This is a genomic window from Bradyrhizobium guangdongense (assembly GCF_006483445.1).
Taxonomy (GTDB): Bacteria; Pseudomonadota; Alphaproteobacteria; order Rhizobiales; family Xanthobacteraceae; genus Bradyrhizobium; species Bradyrhizobium guangdongense_A.
The window spans coordinates 1-24,030 of record NZ_PPPT01000037.1; the positions used below are offsets into that span (position 1 = coordinate 1).

General features: G+C 64.1%; 26 protein-coding genes. 14 read left to right on the forward strand and 12 right to left on the reverse strand.

The genetic code is table 11. The annotated features are described in order from the left end of the window. The 3 genes from C2U70_RS05935 to flbD all read left to right on the forward strand — a co-directional run. On the forward strand, positions 1-519 hold a 519-nt coding region (locus C2U70_RS05935; protein ID WP_140976981.1), incomplete at its 5' end, for a FliH/SctL family protein. Positions 520-529: 10 nt separating this feature from the next. Next, positions 530-883: a flagellar motor switch protein FliN gene (fliN, locus tag C2U70_RS05940; protein WP_140976982.1), complete on the forward strand. Its 354-nt coding sequence runs from the start codon at positions 530-532 to the stop codon at positions 881-883. 47 nt (positions 884-930) lie between these two features. Beyond that, complete coding sequence (gene flbD / locus C2U70_RS05945; protein WP_140976983.1) at positions 931-2,313, forward strand: sigma-54-dependent transcriptional regulator FlbD; 1,383 nt, start codon at positions 931-933, stop codon at positions 2,311-2,313. Positions 2,314-2,418: 105 nt separating this feature from the next. On the opposite strand, the gene C2U70_RS05950 is transcribed toward flbD, so the two are convergent. Beyond that, positions 2,419-2,751, reverse strand: coding sequence for a GYD domain-containing protein (locus C2U70_RS05950; protein WP_140976984.1), 333 nt, complete (start codon positions 2,749-2,751; stop codon positions 2,419-2,421). 227 nt (positions 2,752-2,978) lie between these two features. Between C2U70_RS05950 and C2U70_RS05955 the strand changes: the two genes are divergently transcribed. Further along, positions 2,979-4,127 carry a M20 family metallopeptidase gene (locus C2U70_RS05955; RefSeq protein WP_140976985.1) on the forward strand — a complete coding sequence of 383 codons (1,149 nt, stop codon included), beginning with the start codon at positions 2,979-2,981 and terminating at the stop codon, positions 4,125-4,127. A 168-nt stretch (positions 4,128-4,295) separates the two neighbouring features. Here the strand turns inward: C2U70_RS05955 and C2U70_RS32850 are convergent, their stop codons facing one another. The 9 genes from C2U70_RS32850 to C2U70_RS05995 form a co-directional block, all read right to left on the reverse strand. Beyond that, a complete protein-coding gene (locus tag C2U70_RS32850) occupies positions 4,296-4,451 on the reverse strand; it encodes a hypothetical protein (protein ID WP_186294085.1) in 156 nt (51 codons plus the stop codon). Positions 4,452-4,642: 191 nt separating this feature from the next. Continuing rightward, positions 4,643-5,812: a cytochrome P450 gene (locus C2U70_RS05960; RefSeq protein WP_140976986.1), complete on the reverse strand. Its 1,170-nt coding sequence runs from the start codon at positions 5,810-5,812 to the stop codon at positions 4,643-4,645. 101 nt (positions 5,813-5,913) lie between these two features. Beyond that, positions 5,914-6,891: a peptide ABC transporter ATP-binding protein gene (locus C2U70_RS05965; RefSeq protein WP_140976987.1), complete on the reverse strand. Its 978-nt coding sequence runs from the start codon at positions 6,889-6,891 to the stop codon at positions 5,914-5,916. Beyond that, positions 6,888-7,916, reverse strand: a complete 1,029-nt coding sequence (locus C2U70_RS05970; RefSeq protein WP_140976989.1) for an ABC transporter ATP-binding protein — start codon at positions 7,914-7,916, stop codon at positions 6,888-6,890. The genes C2U70_RS05965 and C2U70_RS05970 overlap by 4 nt, the downstream gene beginning before the upstream one ends. An 18-nt stretch (positions 7,917-7,934) precedes the next feature. Beyond that, complete coding sequence (locus C2U70_RS05975; protein WP_140976991.1) at positions 7,935-8,843, reverse strand: ABC transporter permease subunit; 909 nt, start codon at positions 8,841-8,843, stop codon at positions 7,935-7,937. Further along, a complete protein-coding gene (locus C2U70_RS05980; RefSeq protein ID WP_140976993.1) occupies positions 8,840-9,850 on the reverse strand; it encodes an ABC transporter permease subunit in 1,011 nt (336 codons plus the stop codon). Before C2U70_RS05980 ends, C2U70_RS05975 begins: the two co-directional genes overlap by 4 nt. Positions 9,851-9,937: 87 nt before the next feature. After that, positions 9,938-11,539, reverse strand: coding sequence for an ABC transporter substrate-binding protein (locus C2U70_RS05985; protein WP_140976995.1), 1,602 nt, complete (start codon positions 11,537-11,539; stop codon positions 9,938-9,940). A gap of 230 nt (positions 11,540-11,769) precedes the next feature. Continuing rightward, positions 11,770-12,603, reverse strand: a complete 834-nt coding sequence (locus C2U70_RS05990) for a class I SAM-dependent methyltransferase (RefSeq protein ID WP_186294086.1) — start codon at positions 12,601-12,603, stop codon at positions 11,770-11,772. 126 nt (positions 12,604-12,729) lie between these two features. After that, positions 12,730-13,935, reverse strand: a complete 1,206-nt coding sequence (locus C2U70_RS05995) for an LLM class flavin-dependent oxidoreductase (RefSeq protein ID WP_140976999.1) — start codon at positions 13,933-13,935, stop codon at positions 12,730-12,732. 270 nt (positions 13,936-14,205) lie between these two features. Here C2U70_RS05995 and napE point away from each other — a divergent pair, with 270 nt between their 5' ends. The 6 genes from napE (at position 14,206) to C2U70_RS06025 (ending at position 19,600) form a co-directional block, all read left to right on the forward strand. Continuing rightward, positions 14,206-14,394, forward strand: coding sequence for a periplasmic nitrate reductase, NapE protein (gene napE / locus C2U70_RS06000; protein ID WP_140977001.1), 189 nt, complete (start codon positions 14,206-14,208; stop codon positions 14,392-14,394). 25 nt (positions 14,395-14,419) lie between these two features. Continuing rightward, entirely contained in the window at positions 14,420-14,746 is a 327-nt protein-coding gene (locus C2U70_RS06005; protein ID WP_140977002.1) for a chaperone NapD, read from the forward strand. Positions 14,747-14,764: 18 nt separating this feature from the next. Next, entirely contained in the window at positions 14,765-17,269 is a 2,505-nt protein-coding gene (gene napA, locus C2U70_RS06010; protein ID WP_140977004.1) for a nitrate reductase catalytic subunit NapA, read from the forward strand. Positions 17,270-17,274: 5 nt separating this feature from the next. Continuing rightward, positions 17,275-17,745 (forward strand): nitrate reductase cytochrome c-type subunit, encoded by a 471-nt coding sequence (locus tag C2U70_RS06015; RefSeq protein WP_186294087.1) that lies wholly within the window; start codon positions 17,275-17,277, stop codon positions 17,743-17,745. Next, positions 17,742-18,389: a NapC/NirT family cytochrome c gene (locus tag C2U70_RS06020; RefSeq protein ID WP_140977008.1), complete on the forward strand. Its 648-nt coding sequence runs from the start codon at positions 17,742-17,744 to the stop codon at positions 18,387-18,389. The genes C2U70_RS06015 and C2U70_RS06020 overlap by 4 nt, the downstream gene beginning before the upstream one ends. A gap of 95 nt (positions 18,390-18,484) precedes the next feature. After that, positions 18,485-19,600, forward strand: coding sequence for an ATP-dependent DNA helicase (locus C2U70_RS06025; protein ID WP_140977009.1), 1,116 nt, complete (start codon positions 18,485-18,487; stop codon positions 19,598-19,600). A 161-nt stretch (positions 19,601-19,761) separates the two neighbouring features. Here the strand turns inward: C2U70_RS06025 and C2U70_RS06030 are convergent, their stop codons facing one another. Beyond that, entirely contained in the window at positions 19,762-21,450 is a 1,689-nt protein-coding gene (locus C2U70_RS06030) for a caspase family protein (RefSeq protein ID WP_140977011.1), read from the reverse strand. A 254-nt stretch (positions 21,451-21,704) separates the two neighbouring features. Here C2U70_RS06030 and msrA point away from each other — a divergent pair, with 254 nt between their 5' ends. The 4 genes from msrA to C2U70_RS06050 all read left to right on the forward strand — a co-directional run bounded on the left by msrA (position 21,705) and on the right by C2U70_RS06050 (position 23,615). Continuing rightward, on the forward strand, positions 21,705-22,415 hold the full coding sequence (gene msrA, locus C2U70_RS06035) for a peptide-methionine (S)-S-oxide reductase MsrA (protein ID WP_140977013.1): 711 nt from the start codon (positions 21,705-21,707) through the stop codon (positions 22,413-22,415). A 17-nt stretch (positions 22,416-22,432) separates the two neighbouring features. Beyond that, positions 22,433-22,846: a peptide-methionine (R)-S-oxide reductase MsrB gene (msrB, locus tag C2U70_RS06040; protein ID WP_140977014.1), complete on the forward strand. Its 414-nt coding sequence runs from the start codon at positions 22,433-22,435 to the stop codon at positions 22,844-22,846. Between the two features lie 105 nt (positions 22,847-22,951). Then, positions 22,952-23,116, forward strand: a complete 165-nt coding sequence (locus C2U70_RS06045; protein ID WP_186294088.1) for a DUF3309 family protein — start codon at positions 22,952-22,954, stop codon at positions 23,114-23,116. A 205-nt stretch (positions 23,117-23,321) separates the two neighbouring features. After that, positions 23,322-23,615 (forward strand): hypothetical protein, encoded by a 294-nt coding sequence (locus C2U70_RS06050; protein WP_140977018.1) that lies wholly within the window; start codon positions 23,322-23,324, stop codon positions 23,613-23,615. 79 nt (positions 23,616-23,694) lie between these two features. Here the strand turns inward: C2U70_RS06050 and C2U70_RS06055 are convergent. Then, a partial coding sequence (locus C2U70_RS06055; RefSeq protein WP_140977020.1) for a DUF4112 domain-containing protein occupies positions 23,695-24,030 on the reverse strand: 336 nt, incomplete at its 5' end.

A 24,030-nucleotide genomic window follows, 5' to 3' on the forward strand; every position in this document is an offset into this window, starting at 1 on the left:
CTCGCGCTGGCCGGCGTCGAAACCGGCCAGCGCGAGGCCAAGGCCGAAAGCGACCGCCGCGTCGCGCTCGCGATGGAAGAAATCAGGATTTCGGTGCAGGGCATCGCATCGCGCTTTGCCAGCGTCGAGATGAGGATGGAGACCGAAGCGGTCGACGTCGCGATCGCCGTGGCGCGGAAGCTTTGCAGCGAGTTGGTTGCCCGCGAGCCGCTCGCCGAGATCGTCGCGCTGGTCAAGGACTGCTTCTCGCACCTCGTCGCGACGCCGCATCTGGTCGTGCGCATCAACGACGTGCTCTACGACAGCGCGCGCGAGACCATCGAGCGGCTTGCCAAGCAGAGTGGTTTCGAGGGGCGGCTGGTGATCCTGGCCGAACCGGAGATCGCGACCGGCGACTGCCGGATCGAATGGGCCGACGGCGGCGTCGTGCTGGAACGCGGTGCGATCGAGGCCAAGATCGGCGAGCTGGTCGGCCGCTACATCGCGGCCTCCGGCGACGGCGCGGCGCAGAGGATGTGAGGGATAAGACATGAGCGACACTGACGGGCAGGTCCCGCTTCCCGATCTCAACGGCCCGGCGCCGCCGACCAACCCCGGCGACATCGGCTACAACGAGGACGAATATGCGGCACGCGTAGCCGCAGACCTCGAGGCCGTCTTCGACGTGCCGGTGCAGGTTTCGGCGGTGCTCGGCCGGTCCAAGATGGATGTCGGCGAGCTGTTGAAGCTCGGGCCCGGCACCGTGCTCGAGCTCGACCGGCGCGTCGGCGAAGCCATCGACATCTACGTCAACAACCGTCTCGTCGCCCGCGGCGAGGTGGTTCTGGTCGAGGACAAGCTCGGCGTGACCATGACGGAAATCATCAAGACGGAACGCGGCTAGCGCAGAAGTAAGGCGCGGCAGCGCGAACAGACGGACAGGAGACTCAAATGCGGCTTCTCATCGTTGGCACATTGAAGGGCCAGCTCACCACCGCCACCAAGATCGCGATGGAGAACGGCGCCACCGTGACCCACGCCGAGGACACCGAGCAGGCATTGCGGGTGCTGCGCGGCGGCAAGGGCGCCGACCTGCTGCTGGTCGACGTTGCGCTTGATATCCGCGATCTCGTGATGCGGCTGGAAGCCGAGCACATCCACGCCCCGATCGTCGCCTGCGGCATCACCAACGACGCCCGCGCCGCGGTCGCCGCCATCCATGCCGGCGCCAAGGAATACATCCCGCTGCCGCCGGACCCCGAGCTGATCGCCGCCGTGCTCGCCGCGGTCGCCAACGATTCCCGCGAGTTGGTCTATCGCGACGAGGCGATGGCGAAGGTCATCAAGCTCGCACAGCAGATCGCAGGCTCCGACGCCTCTGTCATGATCACCGGCGAATCCGGCACCGGCAAGGAGGTGCTGGCGCGCTACGTCCACACCCGCTCGGCCCGCGCAAAACGCCCCTTCATCTCCATCAACTGCGCCGCGATCCCCGAGCATCTCCTGGAGTCCGAGCTGTTCGGCCATGAGAAGGGCGCCTTCACCGGCGCGGTCGCCCGTCGCATCGGCAAGTTCGAGGAAGCGACCGGCGGCACGCTGCTGCTCGACGAAATCTCCGAGATGGATGTCCGCCTGCAATCGAAGCTGTTGCGCGCCATCCAGGAGCGCGTCATCGACCGCGTCGGCGGCACCAAGCCGGTGCCGGTCGACATCCGCATTATCGCGACCTCGAACCGCAACCTCGCAGACGCCGTGCGCGAAGGCACGTTCCGCGAGGATCTGCTGTTCCGCCTCAACGTCGTGAACCTCAAGATCCCGCCGCTGCGCGACCGCCCCGCCGACATTTTGGAGCTCGCCCAGCACTTCGTGAAGAAATACGCCGACGCCAACGGCGTGCCGCTGCGCCCGATCTCGGCCGACGCTCGACAGGTGCTCACCGCCAACCGCTGGCAGGGCAACGTCCGCGAGCTCGAGAACACCATGCACCGCGCAGTGCTGATGGCGCAGGGCGACGAGATCGGACCCGACGCCATCATCACGCCTGACGGCGACCGCCTCGACCTCGCCAAGACCGCACCCGCCGTGGCGCACGCGACCTTCGCCGCCGAGCAGGTGACGCGGGCGCTCGTCGGCCGCACCGTCGCCGACGTCGAGCGCGACCTGATCCTGGAGACGCTGAAGCATTGCCTGGGCAACCGGACGCATGCCGCCAACATCCTCGGCATCTCGATCCGCACCCTGCGCAACAAGCTCAATGAATACGCCGACGGCGGCATTCCGATCCCGCCCGCCGGCGTCCCCGGTGAGTACCCTCGCATGCCCGCGATGGGATGAAGGCGACCGTACTGCTGATGAGACGTTGACGACACCGCTCAACGAAATGGCCCGGAGCAAACGCTCCGGGCCATTTTGCTTGATCATTTGCTCCGTCCGAACGGCCTACTTGCCCGGCGGGACATAGGAGGCTGCGAGCTTGGCGGCCTTTTCCGCGATGGTCGGGAAATCACTCATCTTCCAGGCGCGCACGGTCTCGATCTTGGCAATGGCGCCGCTTGCAGCGGCGGCCATTCCGATGGCGACCGCATCGGCGCCGTCAGGAAGCTCGGTGACGATGAGCGCATCGTGCTGGCCCGTGGTCATGAAGGCGCCCTGCAGCCTTCCGCCGGCCTTCTCGACCATCGCGCCGATGACCGCCGTGCGATCGGCCGGCTTGTCGACCATTCCCTTGATGCCGGCATTTGAATAGGAGACGTACGAGATGAACAACGGCATGGTTCTCTCCGTTCAGGTTACAGCAATCAGATTTTGAAAAAGACGCTCTCGTCGAGAGCAAGGCATGGCCTGCCGACGGCATGCGGGCTGCCGTTGCAATTCCGGGCTTGCGGACTTCGGCACGTCCTGTTGGCAGCTCCGTTGACTATAGCAGAGCTGCATTCCTCGACTAGGTCCGAGCCAGGAGCGGGCTTATAAGGACAGCAATACAGACAATTGAGGTGATGATGCTCGAGACCCAAATCACGGAATGGCTGGCGTCGCAGAAGCAGGCGATGATCGACCTGCTGCGCGACGTCGTGAACATCGATTCCGGATCGTATGACAAGGCCGGTGTGGACGCGGTCGGGGCGCGCTTCGAGAAGCATTTTGCCGAGCACGACATTTCAACCTGGCGCGAGGGCCATGACAGCTTTGGCGATGCGATCCACGCTGTCGTGGCAAAGCCCGGCAGCAATGAAGAGCCGATCCTGCTCATGGGCCATCGCGACACGGTGTTCTCCAAGGGCGAGGCCGAGCGGCGGCCGTTCACCATCAGGGACGGCCGCGCCTATGGGCCCGGGGTCTCCGACATGAAGTCGGGCCTGGTCATGAATGTGTTCGTCGCCGCTGCCTTCAAGCGCTTCGGCGGCAGCCCGCATCCAATCAAGGTGCTGATCACCTCGGATGAGGAGATCGCCTCGCCCTCGTCGCGCCCGGTGATCGAGCGCGAGGGACGCGCTGCGCGCTGCGTGTTCAATTCCGAGCCGGGGCGACCGACCGGCAACGTGGTGACGGGTCGCAAGGGCGGCGTCTTCATGCATTGCACGGTGACCGGCAAGGCCGCGCATTCCGGCGCCAACTTTGCCGCAGGCATCAGCGCCATCGGCGAGCTCGCGCACAAGATCGTCCAGATCCACGCACTGACCGATATCGAGCAGGGCATCACCCTCAACGTCGGGCTCATCTCGGGCGGCCAGTCCGTCAACACCACGGCGCCGCTGGCCGAGGGCCAGATCGACTTCCGCTATGTCGAGCCGTCCCAGCGCGAGACGATCATGGCGGCGATCGAGAAGATCGTCGCGACATCCTACGTTCCGGGCACATCGGCGACGCTGACCATCAAGGGTGAGTTCGTGCCCGCGGTCCAGAGCGCGGCGTCGAAGGCGCTGTTCGAGACCTATCAGGGCGCCGCGCACCGGGTCGGGCTGACGACGCTGCAAGGCGAGTTCTCGGGCGGCTGCGCCGATTCCGGCTTCACCGCCGCGGTCGGCACGCCCACCATCTGCGGCGTCGGTCCGGTCGGCGGCCTCGCGCACACGCCGGAAGAATACATGGAGATCGACAGCATCGTGCCTCGCGCGCAGGCGCTGGCGCTGGCGATTTTGAGGAGCTAAACTTCGTAGCTTCGTAGGGTGGGTTAGCATGCGGCCGCGCGAAGCGCGGTCCGCTGGCGTAACCCACCGCTTTGGGTTTCCGCATCGATAGAAGTGGTGGGTTACGCTCAGCCGACTGCGCTTCGCGCAGCCGCGCCGCTAACCCACCCTACAAAAGCGGAGCATGTCTCACGAATAGCTCGGTGCATCCGGCTTGCGGAAGATATGGATGGGGTCGCCGGGCACGATCGGGTTGCCGGTGAATAGCGTATAGGCGTAGGCCGCCAGATAGGCGATCGCCAGCGCGCCGATGGCGTAGAAGGCCCAGGTCGCGACACGCTTCATCGTCCGGCTCCACGGCTTCCCGGCGGGGAAGCTCTCCGAGCGCTTCTAGAGCGATGGGCGCAAAAACGCCAGTCCGGACGACCGGCCGACAATTGCGCCGAAAACAACCCCATGCACAGTAGATCACGGCCGCGTGACCAAATGCCATTTTTCCGAACTTTGCTTGACCCGTCGGGCATGGCCCGATGCAGCTATTGCAGCCACTTGACCGGCAGATTCTGCAGGCCGCGGAAGGCCCAGCCGCCGATCCGCACCGGCTCGTCCTCGGCAAGCTCCAGACGCGTTGCCCTCGCAAACACCGTCGGCAGCGCGACGTCGGCGATCATCGCGCGCGAGGCCGCAGCGCCTGCACAAAAGTGCGGGCCGGCGCCGAAAGCGACGCTTTTTGTGACGTCGCGGCGTACGTCGAACTGGTCGGCGCGCTCGAAATGCTTCTCGTCGCGGTTGGCGGAACCGAACATCAGGAACACGCGCTCATTGGCCTCGAAGGCGACGTCGCGGATGGTCCAGGGTTTTGCGATGCGCCGCGGCGACATGCCGATCGGCGAGATCCAGCGGGCATATTCCTCGAACGCCTGCAGCCAGGACACCTCGCCGCTGCGCACGAGGGCAAGCTGCTCGGGATGGGTCAACAGCGCCCACACCGTGCCGGCGATCGCCTTGCGCGGCTCGTTCTGGCCGCCGGAGATCGCAAGTTTCACATTCGCACGCACGCTCTCCATCGGCATGCCGGAGGCAAGGAGAACGCCAAGCAGGCTCTGGTCGGGCTTCTTGCGCATCACCGGCAAAATGTCGTCGATCGCGGCGTCGATGCCCGCGGTCGCCGCATGGCAGCGCGCTTCGACCTCGGGATCGCCGGTGTAATTGGCAATGCCGTTGATCATGCCCTGCGACCACGTATCCATGTCGCCAAAGCCGATATTGGTGAGGCCGGTGATCGACTTCAGGCATTCGCCGGAAAACGGCAGCGCAAAGTCGCGCATGAAGTCGATACGGCTTCCCGGCGCGATCGCATCCAGGATGCGGTCGGCATGGGCCTGAAACTGCGCGGTCCAATGCGCCTTCACCGTCTTCGGCGACACCGCCGGAAAGAACGCGCGCCGCTCGACCTGGTGCGCCTCGCCATCCTTGCGCATCATGTTGTGGCCCATGAGCTTGTTCATGAGGCCCTCGGGCTGGTGCGAGGAGAACACGTCGATCTGCTTCTCGGAGATCGAGATGTCGTCGCGGCTGGTCAGCAGCGTCGAGCCGAGCTGCGGCACGAAGGCGATCGGCGCCTCCTTCCGCATTTTTGCCAGCATCGGATAGGGATCGCTCCAGAACGAGGCCGGGTCGATGTCGATGCGCGGCGCGGTACTCAAGGCGGGCTCCCTGGGTATTTTCGTTTCCTTTGGGGCGAGATTAGCGGACTCCGCAGCCGCCGTCTGTCCCAAGCGTTAGGGACAGGGGCATTAAAGCCACACTAAGCCGCCTGCGTTTCCAAAAAACGTTCGGCGTAGTGGCAGGCGACGAGGCGGCCGTCGAGCGGGCGCAGGAGCGGACGCTGCGTGCGGCAGAGATCCGTCACATAGGGGCAGCGGGTCGAGAACACGCAGCCCTTTGGCGGATCGAGCGGCGACGGCAGCTCGCCCTTCGGAACGATCCGCTGGCGATTGCGGCCGAGGCCCGGCGTCGCCCCCAGCAAGGCCTGGGTATAGGGATGCAACGGCCGCGCAAAGATGCGCTCTTTCGGCCCATGCTCCACTGCGATCCCCAGATACATGATCATCACGTCATCTGCGATGTGACGGACCACGCCGAGATCGTGCGAGATGAAGAGATAAGCCAGCCCCAGCTCGCGCTGCAGATCGACCAGGAGGTTGAGAACCTGCGCCTGCACCGACATGTCGAGCGCCGACACCGGCTCATCGGCAACCAGCAGTTTTGGCCGCAACATCAAGGCGCGCGCGATGGCGATGCGCTGACGCTGGCCGCCCGAGAACATATGCGGATAGCGGCCATATTGCTCCGGCCGCAGCCCGACCTTCGCCATCATGTCGAGTGCCTGCGCCCGCCGCTCCTGCTTCGACAGCGTTGTGTTGATGATCAGCGGCTCTTCGAGGATGGCGCCGACGCGCTTGCGGGGGTTGAGCGACCCATAGGGGTTTTGAAACACGATCTGCACGGTGCGGCGCAACGTCTTCACGGCGCCGGCCGGAGGATTGACCGCATCGACGCCGTCGAGCATCAGCGCGCCGGCGCTCGGCTTCTCGATCAGCGTCACAAGCCTTGCGAGCGTCGACTTGCCGCAACCGGATTCGCCGACCACCGCCAGCGTCTTGCCGGCTTCGAGCGCGAACGAGACGCCGCCCACGGCCTGCAGCTGCGCCGGTGGGCGGAGCCAGCCCTGCTTGACCTCGTAGCTGCGCTTGAGATCGGTGGCGGTGACGAGCGCGGTCATGACGCGGTCTCGCGCTTGAGCGTCGGCGCGCTGCTGCCATCGGCCGCGATGCGTTCATCCCGGGAGGGATCGCCGAGCGGATAATGACAACGGATCAGGCCATCCATCCAGGGGCGCAGATCGGGACGCACCCTGTCGGCCAGCGGCGTCGCATAGAGGCAACGGGGACTGAACAGGCACCCCGGCGGCCGGTCGTGCAGTCCCGGCACGACGCCGGGAATGGTGGCGAGCCGTCCGCCATCGCTGGCCTCCGGGCGTGCCGCCAGCAGCGCGGCCGTATAGGGATGCTGCGGCGAGGCAAACAGACTCTGCGTCGGGCGCTGCTCCATGATCTGGCCCGCATACATCACGGCGACGCGCTCGGTGGTATCGGAGACCACGCCCATATTGTGCGTGATGAGGATCAGCGCCATGCCGCGATCCCGTTGCAGGGACAACAGAAGGTCGAGGATCTGCGCCTGGATGGTGACATCGAGCGCCGTCGTGGGCTCATCCGCGATCAGGAGCTTTGGATTGCAGGCGATCGCCATCGCGATCATGACGCGCTGGTTCATGCCGCCCGAAAGCTGGTGCGGATAGGCCGACAGCCGGCTCTCCGGCGCGGGGATGCCGACCTGCTCCAAAAGCTCGATCACGCGGCGCCGCGCCGCCTTGCGATCCATCGCTTCATGGACGTGCAACGTCTCGGTCAGCTGATAGCCGATCGTGAAAGACGGATTGAGCGATGTCGTCGGCTCCTGGAAGATCATCGCGACGTCCTTGCCGGTGAGCGCGCGCCGCTCGCGGTCGGACAAGGTCTGCAGATCCCGTCCCTCGAACAGCAGCTTGTCGGCCCGGACGCGCCCCGGATAGGGCACCAGCCCCATCAGGGCCAGCATGCCGACGCTCTTGCCGGAGCCGGATTCGCCGACGATCCCCAGCACCTCGCCTTTGTCGAGGGTGATATCGACGCCATCCACGGCGCGCACCATCCCGTTCTGGGATGGAAACTCGACCGACAGATTCCTGATCTCGAGCAGCGGCATCGGATCGACTTCTCGACGCTATCGTTTGAGCTTGGGATCGAGCGCATCGCGCAATCCGTCGCCCAGGAGGTTGAAGGCCAGCACGGTCACGAGGATCGCCAGGCCCGGAAGCGTGACGACCCACCAGGCCCGCAGCACGAATTCGCGCGCATCCGCCAGCATGGTGCCCCATTCCGGCAGCGGCGGTTGCGCACCGAGACCGAGAAAGCCGAGCGCGGCCGCGTCCAGGATCGCGGTCGAAATGCCGAGCGTCGCCTGAACGATCAGGGGCGCGGCGCAATTCGGCAACACCTCCTTGAACATCAACCGAAGCCGGCCGGCGCCTGCGACTTTTGCCGCAGTGACGTAGTCCTTCGACACTTCGCTGATCACAGCGGCGCGCGCAATCCGCACATAGTGCGGCAGCAGCACGATCGCGACCGCCAGCATCGCATTCATCAGCCCCGGCCCGAGGATCGCAACGATCACGATGGCGAGCAAAAGGCTCGGCAGCGTCAGCGTGATGTCCATCAGCCGCATGATCGCGATCTCGATCACGCCGCGGAAAAAACCCGCGACCAGACCGAGGATCGTCCCCGTCACCACCGACAACGACACCACCGCGATGCCGATCAGAAGCGACAGCCGTGCGCCATGGATGAGGCGGGACAGAATATCGCGGCCGATCGCATCGGTGCCGAGCGGATAAGCGATCGATCCGCCCTGCTGCCAGAACGGCGGCTTGAGAAAGACGGTGTTGTTGGTGAGGATCGGGGAATGCGGCGCGACGATATCGGCCAAGAGCGCGAGCAGAACCAGGACCACGATCACGACGAGGCCTGCCACGGCGCCGAAATTGGCCTTGAAGTCGGACCAGAACTGCGACAGCGGATGCGGTGGCGCGCCCGGCTGCGACATGACGGGAGTGTTGAGGACTTCGGCGGTCATCGCGTGTGCCGGATGCGGGGGTTGATCAGACCATAGGCGACGTCAACCAGCAGATTGACGATCATGACGATCGCGCCGATCAGGAGCGTGCCGCCCTGCAGTACCGGATAGTCGCGGCGGTTGATGCCCTCGATCAGCCATTTGCCGACGCCCGGCCAGGAGAAGATGGTCTCGGTGAGGATCGCGCCGGTGAAGAGCACGCCGACCTGGAGCCCGATCACCGTCACCACCGGGATCAGCGCGTTGCGCAGGGCATGGATCGCGATCACCCGCCAATGCGGCAACCCCTTGGCGCGGGCGGTGCGGATGTAATCTTCCCCCAAGACCTCCAGCATGGCGGACCGCGTCATGCGCGCGATGACGGCGAGCGGCACCGTGCCGAGCACGATCATGGGCAGCACGAGATGCGACAGCGCCGAACGAAACGCGCCGAAATCACCGGCCAGCAGTGCATCGACCAGCAGGAAGCCGGTCACCGGTTCGATGAAGTATTGCACCGCGATCCGGCCCGACACCGGCGTCCAGCCAAGCTGCACGGAAAACAGCAGGATCAGCAGCAATCCCCACCAGAAGATCGGCATCGAATATCCGGTGAGCGAGATTCCCATCACGCCATGATCGAAGATCGAGTTGCGCCGGACGGCAGCGATGATGCCGGCCGGCAAGCCCAGGCATAACGCAAACAGGATCGCGCAGACCGACAACTCGATGGTCGCCGGGAATAAGGTCCCGAATTCGGAAATCACCGGCTCATGGGTGACGATCGAGCGACCGAGGTCGCCATGCACCAGCCGCGACAGATAGAGGCCATATTGCACCAGCACCGGCTGATCGAAGCCGTACTCCTTGCGCAATTGCTCGTGCCTGACAGGATCGATGCCGCGTTCGCCCGCCATCGTCTCGATGGGATCGCCGGGGATGAGGCGGATCAGCACGAAGACAAGCAACGTGATGCCGATGAAGGTCGGAACCACGAGACTGAGCCGGGTAAAGATGAACCGGAGCATGCCGTTCCCTGCCACCCTCCCCCGGATAAGGAAAGGGTAAAGAAAAACGGGCGGAGCAACGCTAGGCCACTCCGCCCTGGTCTCCTGCTATTCCTTGACGTCGACGCCATAGAAATTGTGGCGTCCGAACGGCGACAGCTTGAAGTCGACAACTCTCTTGGTGACGGGCTTCAACTGCACCGCGTGCGCGATGGTAAACCACGGCGCCTGCTCCTTGAAGATCACCTGCGCCTGCTCGTACAGCTTGGTCCGCTCGGCCTGGTCGCTGACGGACTTGGCCTTCACGACCAGATCGTCGAACGGCTTGTAGCAGAATTTGGCGATGTTCGAGCCCGAGTTCGTCTGCGCCGAGGCGCAGCCCAGCAATGTGTGCAGGAAGTTGTCGGGGTCGCCGTTGTCGCCGGTCCAGCCCAGCATGCCCATCTGATGCTCGCCGGTCTGCATCCGCTTGCGGTATTCGCCCCATTCAAACGACTTGATCTCGGCCTTGACGCCGATCTTGGCGAGGTCGGCCTGCATCAGTTCGGCAATGCGCTTGGCGTTCGGATTGTAGGGCCGCTGCACCGGCATGGCCCAAAGATCGGTTTCCAGGCCGTTCGCATATCCGGCCTCGGCCAGAAGCTTCTTGGCCTGCTCCGGATCGTAGGGATCGTCCTTGATGCTGTCGTTGTACGACCACATGGTCGGCGGGATCGGATTCTTGGCCGCGATGCCGGTCGACAGATAGACGGCGTCGATGATCGCCTTCTTGTCGATCGCCATGCTGATGGCCTTGCGCACGCGCACGTCGTCGAAGGGCTTCTTCTGCGTCTGGAATGCGAGATAGCCGACGTTGAGGCCAGGCTGCTCCAAAATCGTGACGTTCGGGTCTTTCCTGATCGCGTCGATGTCGGCCGGGTTCGGATAGGGCATCACGTCGCATTCGCCCTTTTGCAGCTTGGCCCAGCGAACGGATGCGTCCGGGGTGATCGAGTAGACAAGGTCGTCGATCTTGGCCTTGCCGCCCCAGAATTCGGGGAAGGCCTTGTACCGGATCACGGCGTCCTTCTGGTACTGCACCAGATAGAACGGGCCGGTGCCGATCGGATCCTGGTCGATCTTCTCGGGCGTGCCCGCCTTCAGCATGGCGTCCGCATATTCCTTCGACTGGATGGCCGCATAGGGCATCGCGAGATCGGCGAGGAAAGGCGCTTCCGGCTGGTTGAGCGTGATCTTGATGGTGTAATCGTCGACCTTCTCGACCGACTTCAACAATTTCGGCATCCCCATGTCGCCGAAATAGGAATGGTTCGGGCTCGTCACCTTGAAATACGGATTGTCGTCCTTCCATTGCCGCTCGATCGAGAACATGACGTCGTCGGCATTGAACTCCCGCGTCGGCTTGAACGATTTCGACGCCGCGTGCCACTTCACGCCCTTGCGCAGGTTGAAGGTGTAGGTGGTGCCGTCAGGCGAGATCGTCCATTTCTCGGCGAGACCCGGCACCACTTTCGTGCCGCCGCGCTCGAACTCGACGATGCGGTTGTAGATCGGCTCATTGCCGTCGAATGACGTGCCGGTCGTGTTGACGCCGGGATAGAAGTTCTCCGGGCTGCCTTCCGAGCAGAACACCAGGGTTTTGGCTGATACGGGCGAGGCCACCGCGAGCACCGCGGCGCAGACGCCGGCGAGCAGGATTGATCTGTTCACTGTCGGAACTCCCTGAGAATTGTCCCGGCGCGGTCGATGCAGGCTGCGCCAAAGACGCCTGGGGCGAGATTGCGATTGGGCATTGCGGCTGTCAATGCGTCCTGGGGGGACGGAATGACTGCGGCACGAAGAGGATCGGCGCCTCGGTCGATATCGACGCCCGGCGCTCAAGGCAGGCTCCCCAGGGATTTTCGTTTGCCTTAGCCAACCGAGCTTCTCCAGGGCGCGTGCTACTTCGCAGCGACGATCCTGACGCCGCCCATCTTGCGCTCCTGGATGAGCTCGACAAACCGGATGTAGGACTCGTGGAAGGCATCGTGCCCCATGGGGGTGCCGGCCTGCCGGGCTTCTTCACGCAGCCGCTGATACATCGCGAGCCGCTCCTTCAGAATGGGGCCCCATTCGTCCGTCAGATCCGTTGCGGAAATCACCGTGAAGCCAGCGCTTTCAACCAGGCTGCAATAGTCTGGGATCGAGCGCAGCGGCTGGATGGCCATGCCGTCCCACATCAATTGCGCATCGGGGGCCGACAGCGGCTGATTGGCGATCCAGTCCGTGAACGCCAATTGGCCATCTGCCCTCAAGATTCGAAAAGCCTCAGCCACCGCTCTCTTGACATCCGGAACGTGGCAAAATGCTTCCTGGCTGATGACGGCGTCGACGCTCGCATCGGGAAGCGGCACGTCCATCACATTGCCCTCGACAATCCGCGCAGCATCGTGAAGGCCGACGCGCCGGGTCAGCTCCTGTGCGCCCAAAACGCGCGCCGGTGTCAATTCGATGCCGGTGACGTCGGCGCCATATTTATGTGCGAGGTAACGCACCGTGCCGCCAAGTCCGGCACAGAAATCTGCGACGCGCGATCCGCGCTCGATCTGCGCGCCTCGCGCCAGTTCATCCGTCGCTTTGAGGCCGCCATAATGATCCTGGTCATGGGGAAACAGGTCTTCGGGACGCAAGCCATCGAGATGGCCGCGGCTCGCGCGCAGCTTTGCAAGGATGATGTCGCAGGAGATGGGATGACGATTGTAGAAAAAGTGGACCTGTGACGTCGCATCACTCATGAAATTGGCTCCACCGTCATTAAAGCAGCTCATGGCAATGGGCGCAGCCTAGTTCAAACTCCGCGTCATGCCACAAGCCCGGCCATGACGGTGCGGAAGCGGCCACGTGCCGGAAGGCTACCCGCCCTACCCCGCCGCCGCCTTCGCCGGGGCGACGTTGATCGCGAGCTTGCCGTAGCGGTCGGTGAAGGCGTCGGTGTCGATCTCTTCCAGCTTGATCTCGCCGCTCATCACGCTCTGCTTCCAGGCCGCTTGCGCCGGATCGTTCTGGAATTCCGGCATCACCTCGCGGCCGAACAGCTCGAGCGATTCACAGATGTGCTCGTGGCTGTTCTTGCCGGCCTGGTTCAGCAAAATCACCTGGTCGATATGCGAGCTCTGGAATCGCCGCAGCTTCCTGCGGATCGTCTCGGGCGAGCCGATCAGGCCGCCGCGCAGCGCGGCCTCCTGTGCCTCGGGGTTGTCGCGCTTCCACTTGTTGTACTCGTCCCACATGTTGACGGTGTAGGGTGCGGGACGTTGGCGGTTCTGCGAGGCGCCGTAGAAGCGCAGCGCGAACTGGAAGAAGGTGGCGCCGTCGGCGCGGGCGCGGGCCTCCTCGTCGGTCTTGGCGCACATGAAGAACGACACCAGCGCCATGTTGGGGTTGATCTCGTAGTCGGCCAATTTGTTCAGCCGCTTGGTCATGGCGTTGTAATAGGCGTGCACCCAGGCATGCGCGGCATCGGCGCTGACGAACTGGAAGCCGAGCGCACCAAAACCGTAGCGGCCGGCGCGCTCGATGGTCGGCAGTTGCGAGCAGGCCAGCCACAGCGGCGGATGCGGTTTTTGCACCGGCTTTGGCACGACGTTGCGCAAGGGGATGTCAAAGTATTTGCCGTGATGCTCGCTTCCCGCGTCCTTGAACATCGGGAAGATCGCGCTCACGGCCTCCTCAAAGACCTCCTTCTTGGTCTCCATGTCGCGGCCGAATGGCGTCAGCTCGGTGATCGAGGCGCTCTCACCCATGCCGAATTCGCAGCGGCCGTTACTGAGCAGATCGAGCACCGCGACGCGCTCGGCGACGCGAGCCGGATGATTGGTCGTGAGCTGAAGGATGCCGTGGCCGAGCCGGATGTTCCTGGTGCGCTGGCTCGCGGCGGCCAGGAACGATTCCGGTGACGGCGAGTGCGAATATTCCTCGAGGAAGTGATGCTCGACCACCCAGGCGTGATCGTAGCCGAACCTGTCGGCCAGCTCCATCTGCGAGAGCGCGTTCTGGTAGAGGGCGAGCTCGTCGCCGGCGACCCAGGGCCGCGGCAATTGGAGCTCATAGAAGATGCCGAACTTCATGACGCCTCTCCCAAGCTTTCGATTATTCTTGTTGCTTGCATTTTAGTGAGCGAGGCGGCGCTGTCTACCGCAGTGCAATTCCGCCGCGCGGAAGCCGATTCGCGCGTCCTGCACAATCAACACACCCCTAACCCCGGCTGTGCGGCGAAGTGTCCGCAAGCGCGCGCATTGATCCAAATCAAGGCGCAGATGCCACCGGTTCCTAGGGTGCATCAAGGCAACGGCCCGGACGCCGTCCCGATTCCCAAATTACTTTCAGAGAGACCGAATATGTCGGCCCCTGGCGACGACACGACTGGGCGTTTGCGCCGGCGGCGCATGGAGATTTTTGCCTTCCTGTTCCTGACGGCGGTCGTGATGCCCGCGCTGGCGGTCGGAACCGTCGGCAGCTACGGGCTCGCCGTCTGGATCTACCAGATGTTCGCGGGTCCCCCCGGCCCGCCTCCAACCCCGCATTGAAAATCCAGCAGAGAAAGGCAGGCATATGGCCCAGGCCTCACTGAGCAAAGCCAAGCTCAACCGCCGTGCGCTGATCACCGGCCGGGTGCTCACCGCCGACCGCATCGTGCCGCCGCCCGGCGGCGAGATCGCCAGCATTCTGGTGCAGGCCCGCCCCGATCGCCTCACTGAGGTCGAAACCGACATCACCGCGCTCGCCGGCTGCGAGATCCACGGCCGCGACATCAGAGGCAAGCTCGTGGTCGTGGTCGAAACCGACGATGTGGGCTCCCTCGGCACCACCCTCAACACCATCCAGTCGCTGCCCAACGTCTATTCGGCGGCGCTGGTTTTTCACGCCATCGAAGCCTGAGGCGCGGGGAGAATATTGATGACCACACCCAAACTCGACCGCCGCCAGATGCTGAAGCTGGAGGCCGCCGCGATCGCGGCGGCCGCAGCCGGCATGCCGGTGCCCGCGCTTGCCGCCAACCTCGTCGCCGAGCGCGATGCCAGCGAACTGAAATGGGACAAGGCCGCCTGCCGCTTCTGCGGCACCGGCTGCTCCGTGATGGTCGCCACCAAGGACAACCGCGTCGTCGCCACCCACGGCGACACCAAGTCCGAGGTCAATCGCGGCCTCAACTGCGTCAAGGGCTACTTCCTGTCCAAGATCATGTACGGCCATGATCGGCTGACGCAGCCGATGCTGCGCAAGACGAACGGCAAGTACGACAAGAACGGCGAGTTCACGCCGGTGTCCTGGGACGAAGCCTTCGACATCATGGCCGAGAAATGGAAGGCCGCGATCAAGAAGCGCGGCCCGAACGGCGTCGCCATGTTCGGCTCCGGCCAGTGGACGATCTGGGAAGGTTATGCCGCCTCAAAGCTCTACAAGGCCGGCTTCCGCACCAACAACATCGATCCCAATGCACGGCACTGCATGGCCTCCGCCGTCGCCGGCATGATGCGCACCTTCGGCATCGACGAGCCGCCGGGCTGCTATGACGACATCGAGGCGGCCGACGCCTTCGTGCTGTGGGGCTCCAACATGGCGGAGATGCACCCCATCCTGTGGACGCGCCTCACCGACCGCCGCCTCTCCGCGCCGCATGTCCGCGTCGCCGTGCTCTCGACCTTCGAGCACCGCTCGTTCGACCTCGCCGATATCGGCATGGTGTTCGTGCCGCAGACCGACCTCTACATCCTCAACGCCATCGCGAACCACATCATCAAGACCGGCCGGGTCAACAAGGAGTTCGTCGCAGCCCATACCGTGTTCAAGCGCGGCCAGACCGACATTGGTTATGGCCTGCGGCCCGAACATCCGCTGCAGAAGAAGGCGACGGGTGCTGCGAAAGCCAACGACTCCACCGACATGACCTTCGACGAGTACGCCAAATTCGTCTCGGACTACACGCTGGAGAAGGCCGCCCAGATGTCCGGCGTGCCGCTCAACCGGCTCGAGGCGCTGGCCGAGCTCTATGCCGATCCGAAGACCAAGGTCGTCTCGTTCTGGACCATGGGGTTCAACCAGCACACCCGCGGCGTCTGGTGCAACAACCTCGTCTACAACATCCATCTGCTGACGGGTAAGATCTGCGAGCCCGGCAACAGCCCGTTCTCGCTGACCGGTCAGCCCTCGGCCTGCGGCACGGCGCGCGAGGTCGGCACCTTCTCGCATCGCCTGCCGGCCGACATGGTCGTCACCAACAAGGCGCACCGCGATATCACCGAAAAGATCTGGCAGTTGCCCGAAGGCACCATTCCCGACAAGAACGGCGCGCATGCCGTGCTGCAGAGCCGGATGCTGAAGGACGGCCTGATCAACGCCTATTGGGTGCAGGTCAACAACAACCTGCAGGCCGGTCCCAACGCCAACGAGGAGACCTATCCGGGCTTCCGCAACCCCGATAATTTCATCGTGGTGTCGGACGCCTACCCGACCGTAACGGCACTGGCCGCAGACCTCGTCCTGCCGACCGCGATGTGGGTCGAGAAGGAAGGCGCCTATGGCAATGCCGAGCGGCGCACGCAGTTCTGGCACCAGCTCGTCACCGCGCCGGGCGAAGCCAAATCCGACCTCTGGCAGCTCATGGAATTCTCGAAGCGCTTCAAGATCGAGGAGGTGTGGCCGGAGGAGCTGATCGCCAAAAAGCCCGAGGTTCGCGGCAAGACGCTGTTCGACGTGCTCTACAAGAACGGCCAGGTCGACAAATTCCCGACCTCGGAAATCGAAGCCGGCTACGGCAACGAGGAATCCAAGGCGTTCGGCTTCTACGTCCACAAGGGCCTGTTCGAGGAATATGCCCAGTTCGGACGCGGCCATGGCCACGACCTCGCGCCGTTCGAGACCTATCACCGCGAGCGCGGCCTGCGCTGGCCGGTGGTCAACGGCCAGGAGACCAAGTGGCGCTTCCGCGAGGGCTCAGACCCCTATGTGAAGAAGGGCACCGAGGTGCAGTTCTACGGCCATGCCGACGGCAAGGCGCGCATCTTCGCGCTGCCCTTCGAGCCGGCGGCTGAAGCACCGGACACGGACTATCCGTTCTGGCTCTCGACCGGCCGCGTGCTGGAGCACTGGCATTCCGGCACCATGACGCGCCGCGTGCCCGAGCTCTACAAGGCCTTCCCCGAAGCCGTCTGCTTCATGCATCCGGACGATGCGCAGGATGCAAAAATCCGGCGCGGCGACGAGGTGAAGGTGATCTCGCGCCGCGGCTTCATCCGCGCCCGCGTCGAGACGCGCGGCCGCGACCGGCCGCCAAAGGGCCTCGTCTTCGTGCCATGGTTCGACGAATCAAAGCTGATCAACAAGGTGACACTGGACGCCACCGATCCGATCTCGCTGCAAACCGACTTCAAGAAATGCGCCGTGCGCATCGAGAAGGTGTGACCGCCATGATGAAGCGATTTGGCATTGCCATGCTGGCGCTCGCGATTGCCGCGGGCACGGGCGCGCTCACCGCGCAGACGCTCAACTCCCCGCTGCGCGGCGTGAGCCCGCTCAACGAGGAAGGTCCGGCTGCGCCGATGACGCCGATGCGCAATACCGCGGAGAAGGAGCCGCGCAACTATCCGGAGCAGCCGCCGGTGATCCCGCATTCGATCGACGGCTATCAGATCGACCTGAACGGCAACAAGTGCCTCACATGCCACGCACGGGCGCGCACGGCGGAGTCGCAAGCGCCGATGGTCTCGATCACCCACTTCATGGACCGTGACGGCCAGTTCCTGGCCTCAGTCTCACCCCGGCGCTTCTTCTGCACGGAGTGCCATGTGCCGCAGAACGTCGTTGGCCCGCCTGTCAGCAACGACTTTGTCGACATCGACACGCTGCTGTCGCGTGCAAGCCCCGGTGGCAAGCGATGACGACGACCGCGGACGGGCCCAAAGAAGAAGCCAAGCGCGGCTTCATCGCGCGGAGCTGGGACTTCTTGCTCGAACTCTGGGGCGTGCTGCGGCGGCCGAGCTCGGTCTTCGCGCTCGGCACGCTGGTGCTCGCGGGTTTCGTGGCCGGCGTGATCTTCTGGGGCGGCTTCAACACCGCGCTGGAATTGACCAATACCGAAAAGTTCTGCACCGGCTGTCACGAGATGAAGGACAATGTCTACGCCGAGCTGAGATCGACCATCCATTTCAGCAACCGTTCCGGCGTGCGGGCAACCTGCCCGGACTGCCACGTCCCGCACAACTGGACCGACAAGATCGCGCGCAAGATGCAGGCCTCCAAGGAGGTCTGGGGCAAGATTTTCGGCACCATCGACACAAGGGAGAAATTTCTGGATCACCGGCTGGAGCTGGCGGCGCATGAATGGGCCCGCTTCAAGGCCAATGATTCGCTGGAATGCCGCAACTGCCACAGTGCCGATTCCATGGACATCACAAAACAGTCGCCGCGCGCCTCGGTGGCACATCAGCGCTTCCTGTTCACGGGCGAAAAGACCTGCATCGACTGCCACAAGGGCATCGCTCACAAGCTGCCCGACATGCGCAGCGTTCCCGGCTGGCAGTAGCCGGCCGGAGGCCCCGCCCGCTTGAACGGACGGGGGGAATGGTTAGTTTTGGGGGAAGCGCGAATCGCCTCGTTTCGCCTCTCCTCAAGACAGACATGGCCACTTTCACCCCGCATCAGGATGCCGCGCTCAAGGCCGTTGCCGATTGGCTCAAGGCCAAGCCCGGCCGCAACGGCACGCCGCCGATCTTTCGCCTGTTCGGCTTTGCCGGGACCGGCAAGACCACGCTGGCGCGGCACATCGCCGACGGCGTCGACGGCGATGTGAAGTTCGCGGCCTTCACCGGCAAGGCCGCGCTCGTGATGCGCAACAAGGGCTGCGACAACGCCTCCACCATCCACTCGCTGATCTACCGCGCCCGCGAATCCGGCGAGGAGCAGCCGAGCTTTGAGCTCTGGGACGACGCACCCGCGTCGAAAGCCAAACTGATCGTGATCGACGAATGCTCGATGGTCGATGCCGAGCTGGGGCGCGACCTGATGTCGTTCGATTGCCCCTTGCTGGTGCTCGGCGATCCCGCGCAGCTACCTCCGATCCAGGGCGGCGGCTTCTTCACCAACACCGAGCCTGACGCGATGCTGACCGAGGTGCACCGCCAGGCGCAGGACGATCCGATCGTGCGGATGTCGATGGACATCCGCGAGGGCCGCGAGCTCGACATCGGCCGTTACGGCGAGAGCGAGGTGGTGTCGCGGAAAGAACTCGATCCGGATCGCGTCATGAGCGCCGACCAGATGCTGGTCGGCCGCAACAACACGCGCCGCGCCTATAACATGCGGATGCGCCAGCGCCAGAACATCGAGGACCCCTTTCCGGTCGCCGGCGACAAGCTGGTCTGCCTGCGCAACAACCGCAAGAAGGGCCTGTTCAACGGCGGCCTGTGGCGCGTGAAGTCGCGCAACACGTCGCGTTCGAAATCGCGCATTCTCTCGATGCGGCTGTCGCCGGACGAGGAGTTCGGCCACAAGGTGACGAAAGTCTCCGTGCGCGCCGATTGCTTCGAAGGCGGCATCGAGGCGATCGCCTGGGAGCAGCGCAAACCCTATGACGAGTTCGACTATGGCTATGTGCTGACCGTGCACAAATCCCAGGGCTCGCAATGGGACGACGTCGTGCTGTTCGACGAGAGTTTTGCGTTTGGGGAATCGAGAGCGCGGTGGCTGTACACGGGCATCACGCGGGCGGCGAAACGGTTGAGTATCGTGGTTTGATCGTAGGGTGGGTTAGCGATGCGATTGCGCGAAGCGCAACTCGCTGGGCGTAACCCACCTCTTTGGTTTCCGTGTCGACAGAAGTGGTGGGTTACGCCGAACGGGTTGCGCTTCGCGCAATCCGTTCTGCTAACCCACCCTACGAAACCGAATTTGTTGCGCTACTTCCCCGCCACAAAATAAAAATCCTCCCGCCCCGGCGGGGAGCCGTACGTAAACGGCTGCTGGCCGTGCTTGGTGGCGGCCCAGACGTCGTCACGGACGATGTCGAAGAGTTTTCGGATCTCGACCTTCGGCTCCTTCATTTCGCGGGCGAGCGCGGTGGCGAACGGGCTGTCGGCGCCGCCGTCGCCATCCATCGCGGTCTCGCCGTGCTTGGCGGCGTAGACCACCATGAAGCCGGCGCCGGGCTCGATGTTGGAAAAGCCCTTGTCGACGAGTTTCAGCGACAGCGTCCGCTGCATGGTCGGCGCGAACGGATTGTCGCGGCACGCATCCAGAATCACGAGCCGCAGTTTTCGCGCAGCGCCGACGGCCGCGATCACCTGCTCCAGCGCGACCGCCTGGCTCTCGGCGTCCTTGTCGGCGGCGAGTTTTGCGTCGATCGGGACGAGATAGTTGACGCCGCCGATCTCAAAACCGTGGCCGGCGTAATAGACCACCGCCCAGTCCGCCTTCTCCGCTTCCTTGGCAAAGGTCTGCAGCGTCTCGAAGAACTTGTCGCGCGTGAGATCGGTCGTCGCCACCACGGTCTGGAAACCGACGTCGCGCAGCACGCCGGCGATCAGCTTGGCGTCGCGCGGCGGATTGTCGAGCGCCTGGACGTTGCGATAGGCGCCATTGCCGACCACCAGCGCGACGCGACGCGCGGTCGCTGACGCCCCCGGCCCCTGCGGCGCGAGCGCGGCCAGCCGCTCCTGCGCCTTGGCGCGGGCGCGGGCAACGTCGTATTCGTCGAACGGCGTCAGCGCATAGGCGGCGGACCGATAATCGGCGCGCGCCTGCGCGAGATCCTTCTTGCGCTCGTAGACCTGGCCGCGGCCGGCATAGGCGCGCACATTGTTCGGGTTGAGCTGGAGGACGGCGTTGTAATCCCTGAGCGCCGCCTCGACATCGCCCTTGAGCAGATAGACGTCGCCGCGGTTGGTGAGCGCGTACTGGTATTTTGGCAGTTTCTCGATCAAGCCATTGCAGTCGGCCAGCGCGGCGTCGAACCTGCCCATCAGGCCGTAGGTGGTGCAGCGATTGGAGAAAATCTGTTGCGCATTCGGATCGATCTTCTCGGCCGCGGCAAAATCCGAAAGCGCGCCGTCATAGTCCTTCAGCAGCGTGCGCACGCGGGCGCGATTGGTGTAGCCGAGCAGGAATTTCGGCGCGTATTTGATCGACAGGTTGAAATCGTCGAGCGCGCTCTGCAGCGCGCCGTGGCGCACCTGGATGACGCCGCGGTTGTTGTAGGGCACACCGAAGGTCGGGCGCTTCTGGATCGCGAGGTTGTAATCGGCCATCGCGAGATCATCGAGGCCCTTGCGCTCGCGGGCGAGGCCGCGGAGGTTGAGCGCGATGACATAATCGGGATCGAGATCGACGGCCTGGGACAGGACCTCGATCGCGCGATCGAGGTCGCGCTTGTTGATCAGGGTATTGCCGCGCACGGAGAGCGCGACCGCCTTGTCCTTGCCGGTGACACGGTCGGCATTGAGCAGGGTGTCACAAGCCTGGGCGCGGAGCTGCATGTCCAACTGCCTGTCACGGCATATCGTGAGATCGTCGCCGGGCGGAGGCTCAGCGGACGCAGTCGGCAAATATGACAACAGCACGAAAAGGGTCAGGGAAACGACGCGCAACATGTTTTGCAATCAGGCTCCGGCGCCACTCAATCCCTGAGTCAGCGATGAAACACGGGGGTTCATTAGGGCCGATCCGGGCGCCGCGCCAAGCCTTCCGTCGCGCCATCAGGCCGTTTTTCACGCCTTCGTGTCCGCCAAAGCGTAACAATCGCCCGCCCCGCCCGTATCTTGGTCAACGGAAAACGCCGCCGTCCGGGCTGTTCGCCCGGTCCGCCCCGCCCTAGACTGTCGCCAATCTCGCAAGAGGATCCGCCATGCGCAAAACGTCCTTCCATGTCCCCTCCCTGCTCGCCGCCACCGCCGCGCTGGCGCTTGCCTTCGCGACGCCCTCCCGGGCAGCAGAAGAAGCCGTCGTCATCCCCGTCCCGGCCGTGGATGCGGGGAGCAGCAGCGGCATCCAGACCGCGGTGCTCGCGGGCGGCTGCTTCTGGGGCGTGCAGGGCGTGTTCCAACACACCGCAGGCGTCGTCAACGCGGTCTCCGGCTATGCCGGCGGAACCAAGGCGACCGCCGATTACAACACCGTGTCGAGCGGCCGGACCGGCCACGCCGAAGCGGTCGAGGTCAAATACGATCCGAAGAAGATTTCCTACGGGAAGATTTTGCAGATCTTCTTCTCGGTCGTGCACGACCCGACCCAGCTCAACCGCCAGGGGCCGGACGTCGGCACGCAATATCGCTCGGCGATCTTCACGACCTCCGACGAGCAGAAGAAGGTCGCGGATGCCTATATCGCGCAGCTCAACGGCGCCAAGGTCTACAAGAAGCCGATCGTGACGACGATCGGCGCGCTGGAGGCATTCTATCCCGCCGAGGCCTATCATCAGGACTATCTGACGCTGCACCCGAACCAGCCCTATATCGCCTACAACGACATTCCGAAGGTCGAGAACCTGAAGAAGCTGTTCGCGGAGAACTATATTGAGAAGCCGACGCTGGTCAGCGCCAGCAAGGCCACCAACTAACGCGCGATAGGAGACCCATGTCCGACACCAAGACGACTTCCGACAAGGTCATCAAAAGCGAGGAGCAGTGGCGGCGCGAATTGTCGCCGATGCAGTACGCCGTGCTGCGGGAGAAGGCGACCGAGCGTCCGTTCTCGGGCGAGTATGAGCACGACCACCGCGCCGGCACCTATGTCTGCGCCGGCTGCGGCAATGCGCTGTTCGAATCCGACGCCAAATTCGACTCCGGCTGCGGCTGGCCGAGCTTCACCGCGCCCGCGGTCGAGAGCCATATCGACGAAGAGCACGACATCAGCCACGGCATGATCCGCACCGAGGTGCTGTGCGCCAAATGCAGCGGCCATCTCGGCCATGTCTTCCCCGACGGACCGGGACCGACGGGCCTGCGCTACTGCATCAATTCCGCGGCGCTGAAGCTGCAGCCCAAATAGGCAGCCAAACCGGGGTTCCGGCGTGGAACCCGGTGCCAAGATGTGCTTTTCTCTCCTGACGGTGCGGCCGAGTGGCGCATTCCGGCGGCCGTCAGGGAGGATGCCATGACGCTTGGAACCATCCTTATCATCCTGGTGATCATCTATCTCCTGGGCGGCATGTCGGGCCGTTTCGGGGGCTATGGCTATGGCATGGGCCATTCCGGCATGGGGATCGGCGGCGTCATTCTCGTGGTGCTGATCGTGCTGCTGCTTCTGGGCAAGCTTTAACCCATATAAGCCATTGATATATCTATAATTATAACCTCTGCGGGGCTGCCATGCGCGGATTCATCATCTCCGTTCGCAGGGGTCGCATTTCTGTCAAAACGGCCTATATTAGGGGTCGAAAATGACGGCGTGCCGCCAGGTCGCGGCGACAGCCCTCCACCCCCATCGCGCCTGAAGCCAAAGAAAGATCACGAGGTCTTTGACCATGCGTCCACTGCGTCCGTTCAACTTCAACACCTCCGCCGAGCTCTTCCCCGCTGCCATCCGCAAGAAGAAGCGTGCCGGCTTCACCTATCGTCGCTTCGGCACTGCGGCAGAGGCCGTGCAGTTCGCCATGGAGCAGTTGCCGACGGACTCGCTGAACGGCGCCTATCTGCAGGTCGAGGAAGCGCGCTTCGACCAGAACGGCATCCGCTCGCTCTATGAGAGCGAAGCCTTCCCGCTGCCGCGCCGCCGCAAGCCGGAACCGGCTGCGAACACCGACGCCGACGCGGCGTAACGATTTTCCATCCACCGATGGGGTGCGAAGCGCGGTAGCCAGACGGCTATCGCGCTTTTCGCGTTTTGGCTCTCTGAAATCAGCGGCCCTGCTTGTCCAACCAGCGGCGCAGCAGGCGGACGTTGCGCATGTTGGCGCGGAACATGACGTCGAAGGCGTCGCCTGCGAACGGCACCATGCCGACCACGCCGTCGACGGCGACATTGCCGAGCATCCGTGCCGTGATGTGCCACGGCGCGCCCAGCGCGCGGGCCTCGCGCACCAGCCACAGCGAGATCGCCGTCGTGATGATGTCGCCGACGACGGGGATGAGGCCGATCAGGCCGTCGATGCCGTAGCGGATGTTGGTGCCGGGCACGATGAAAGCGACGTCGAGCAGCTTTGCCAGCGCCTCGAGCCGCGCCAGCCGCTGCTC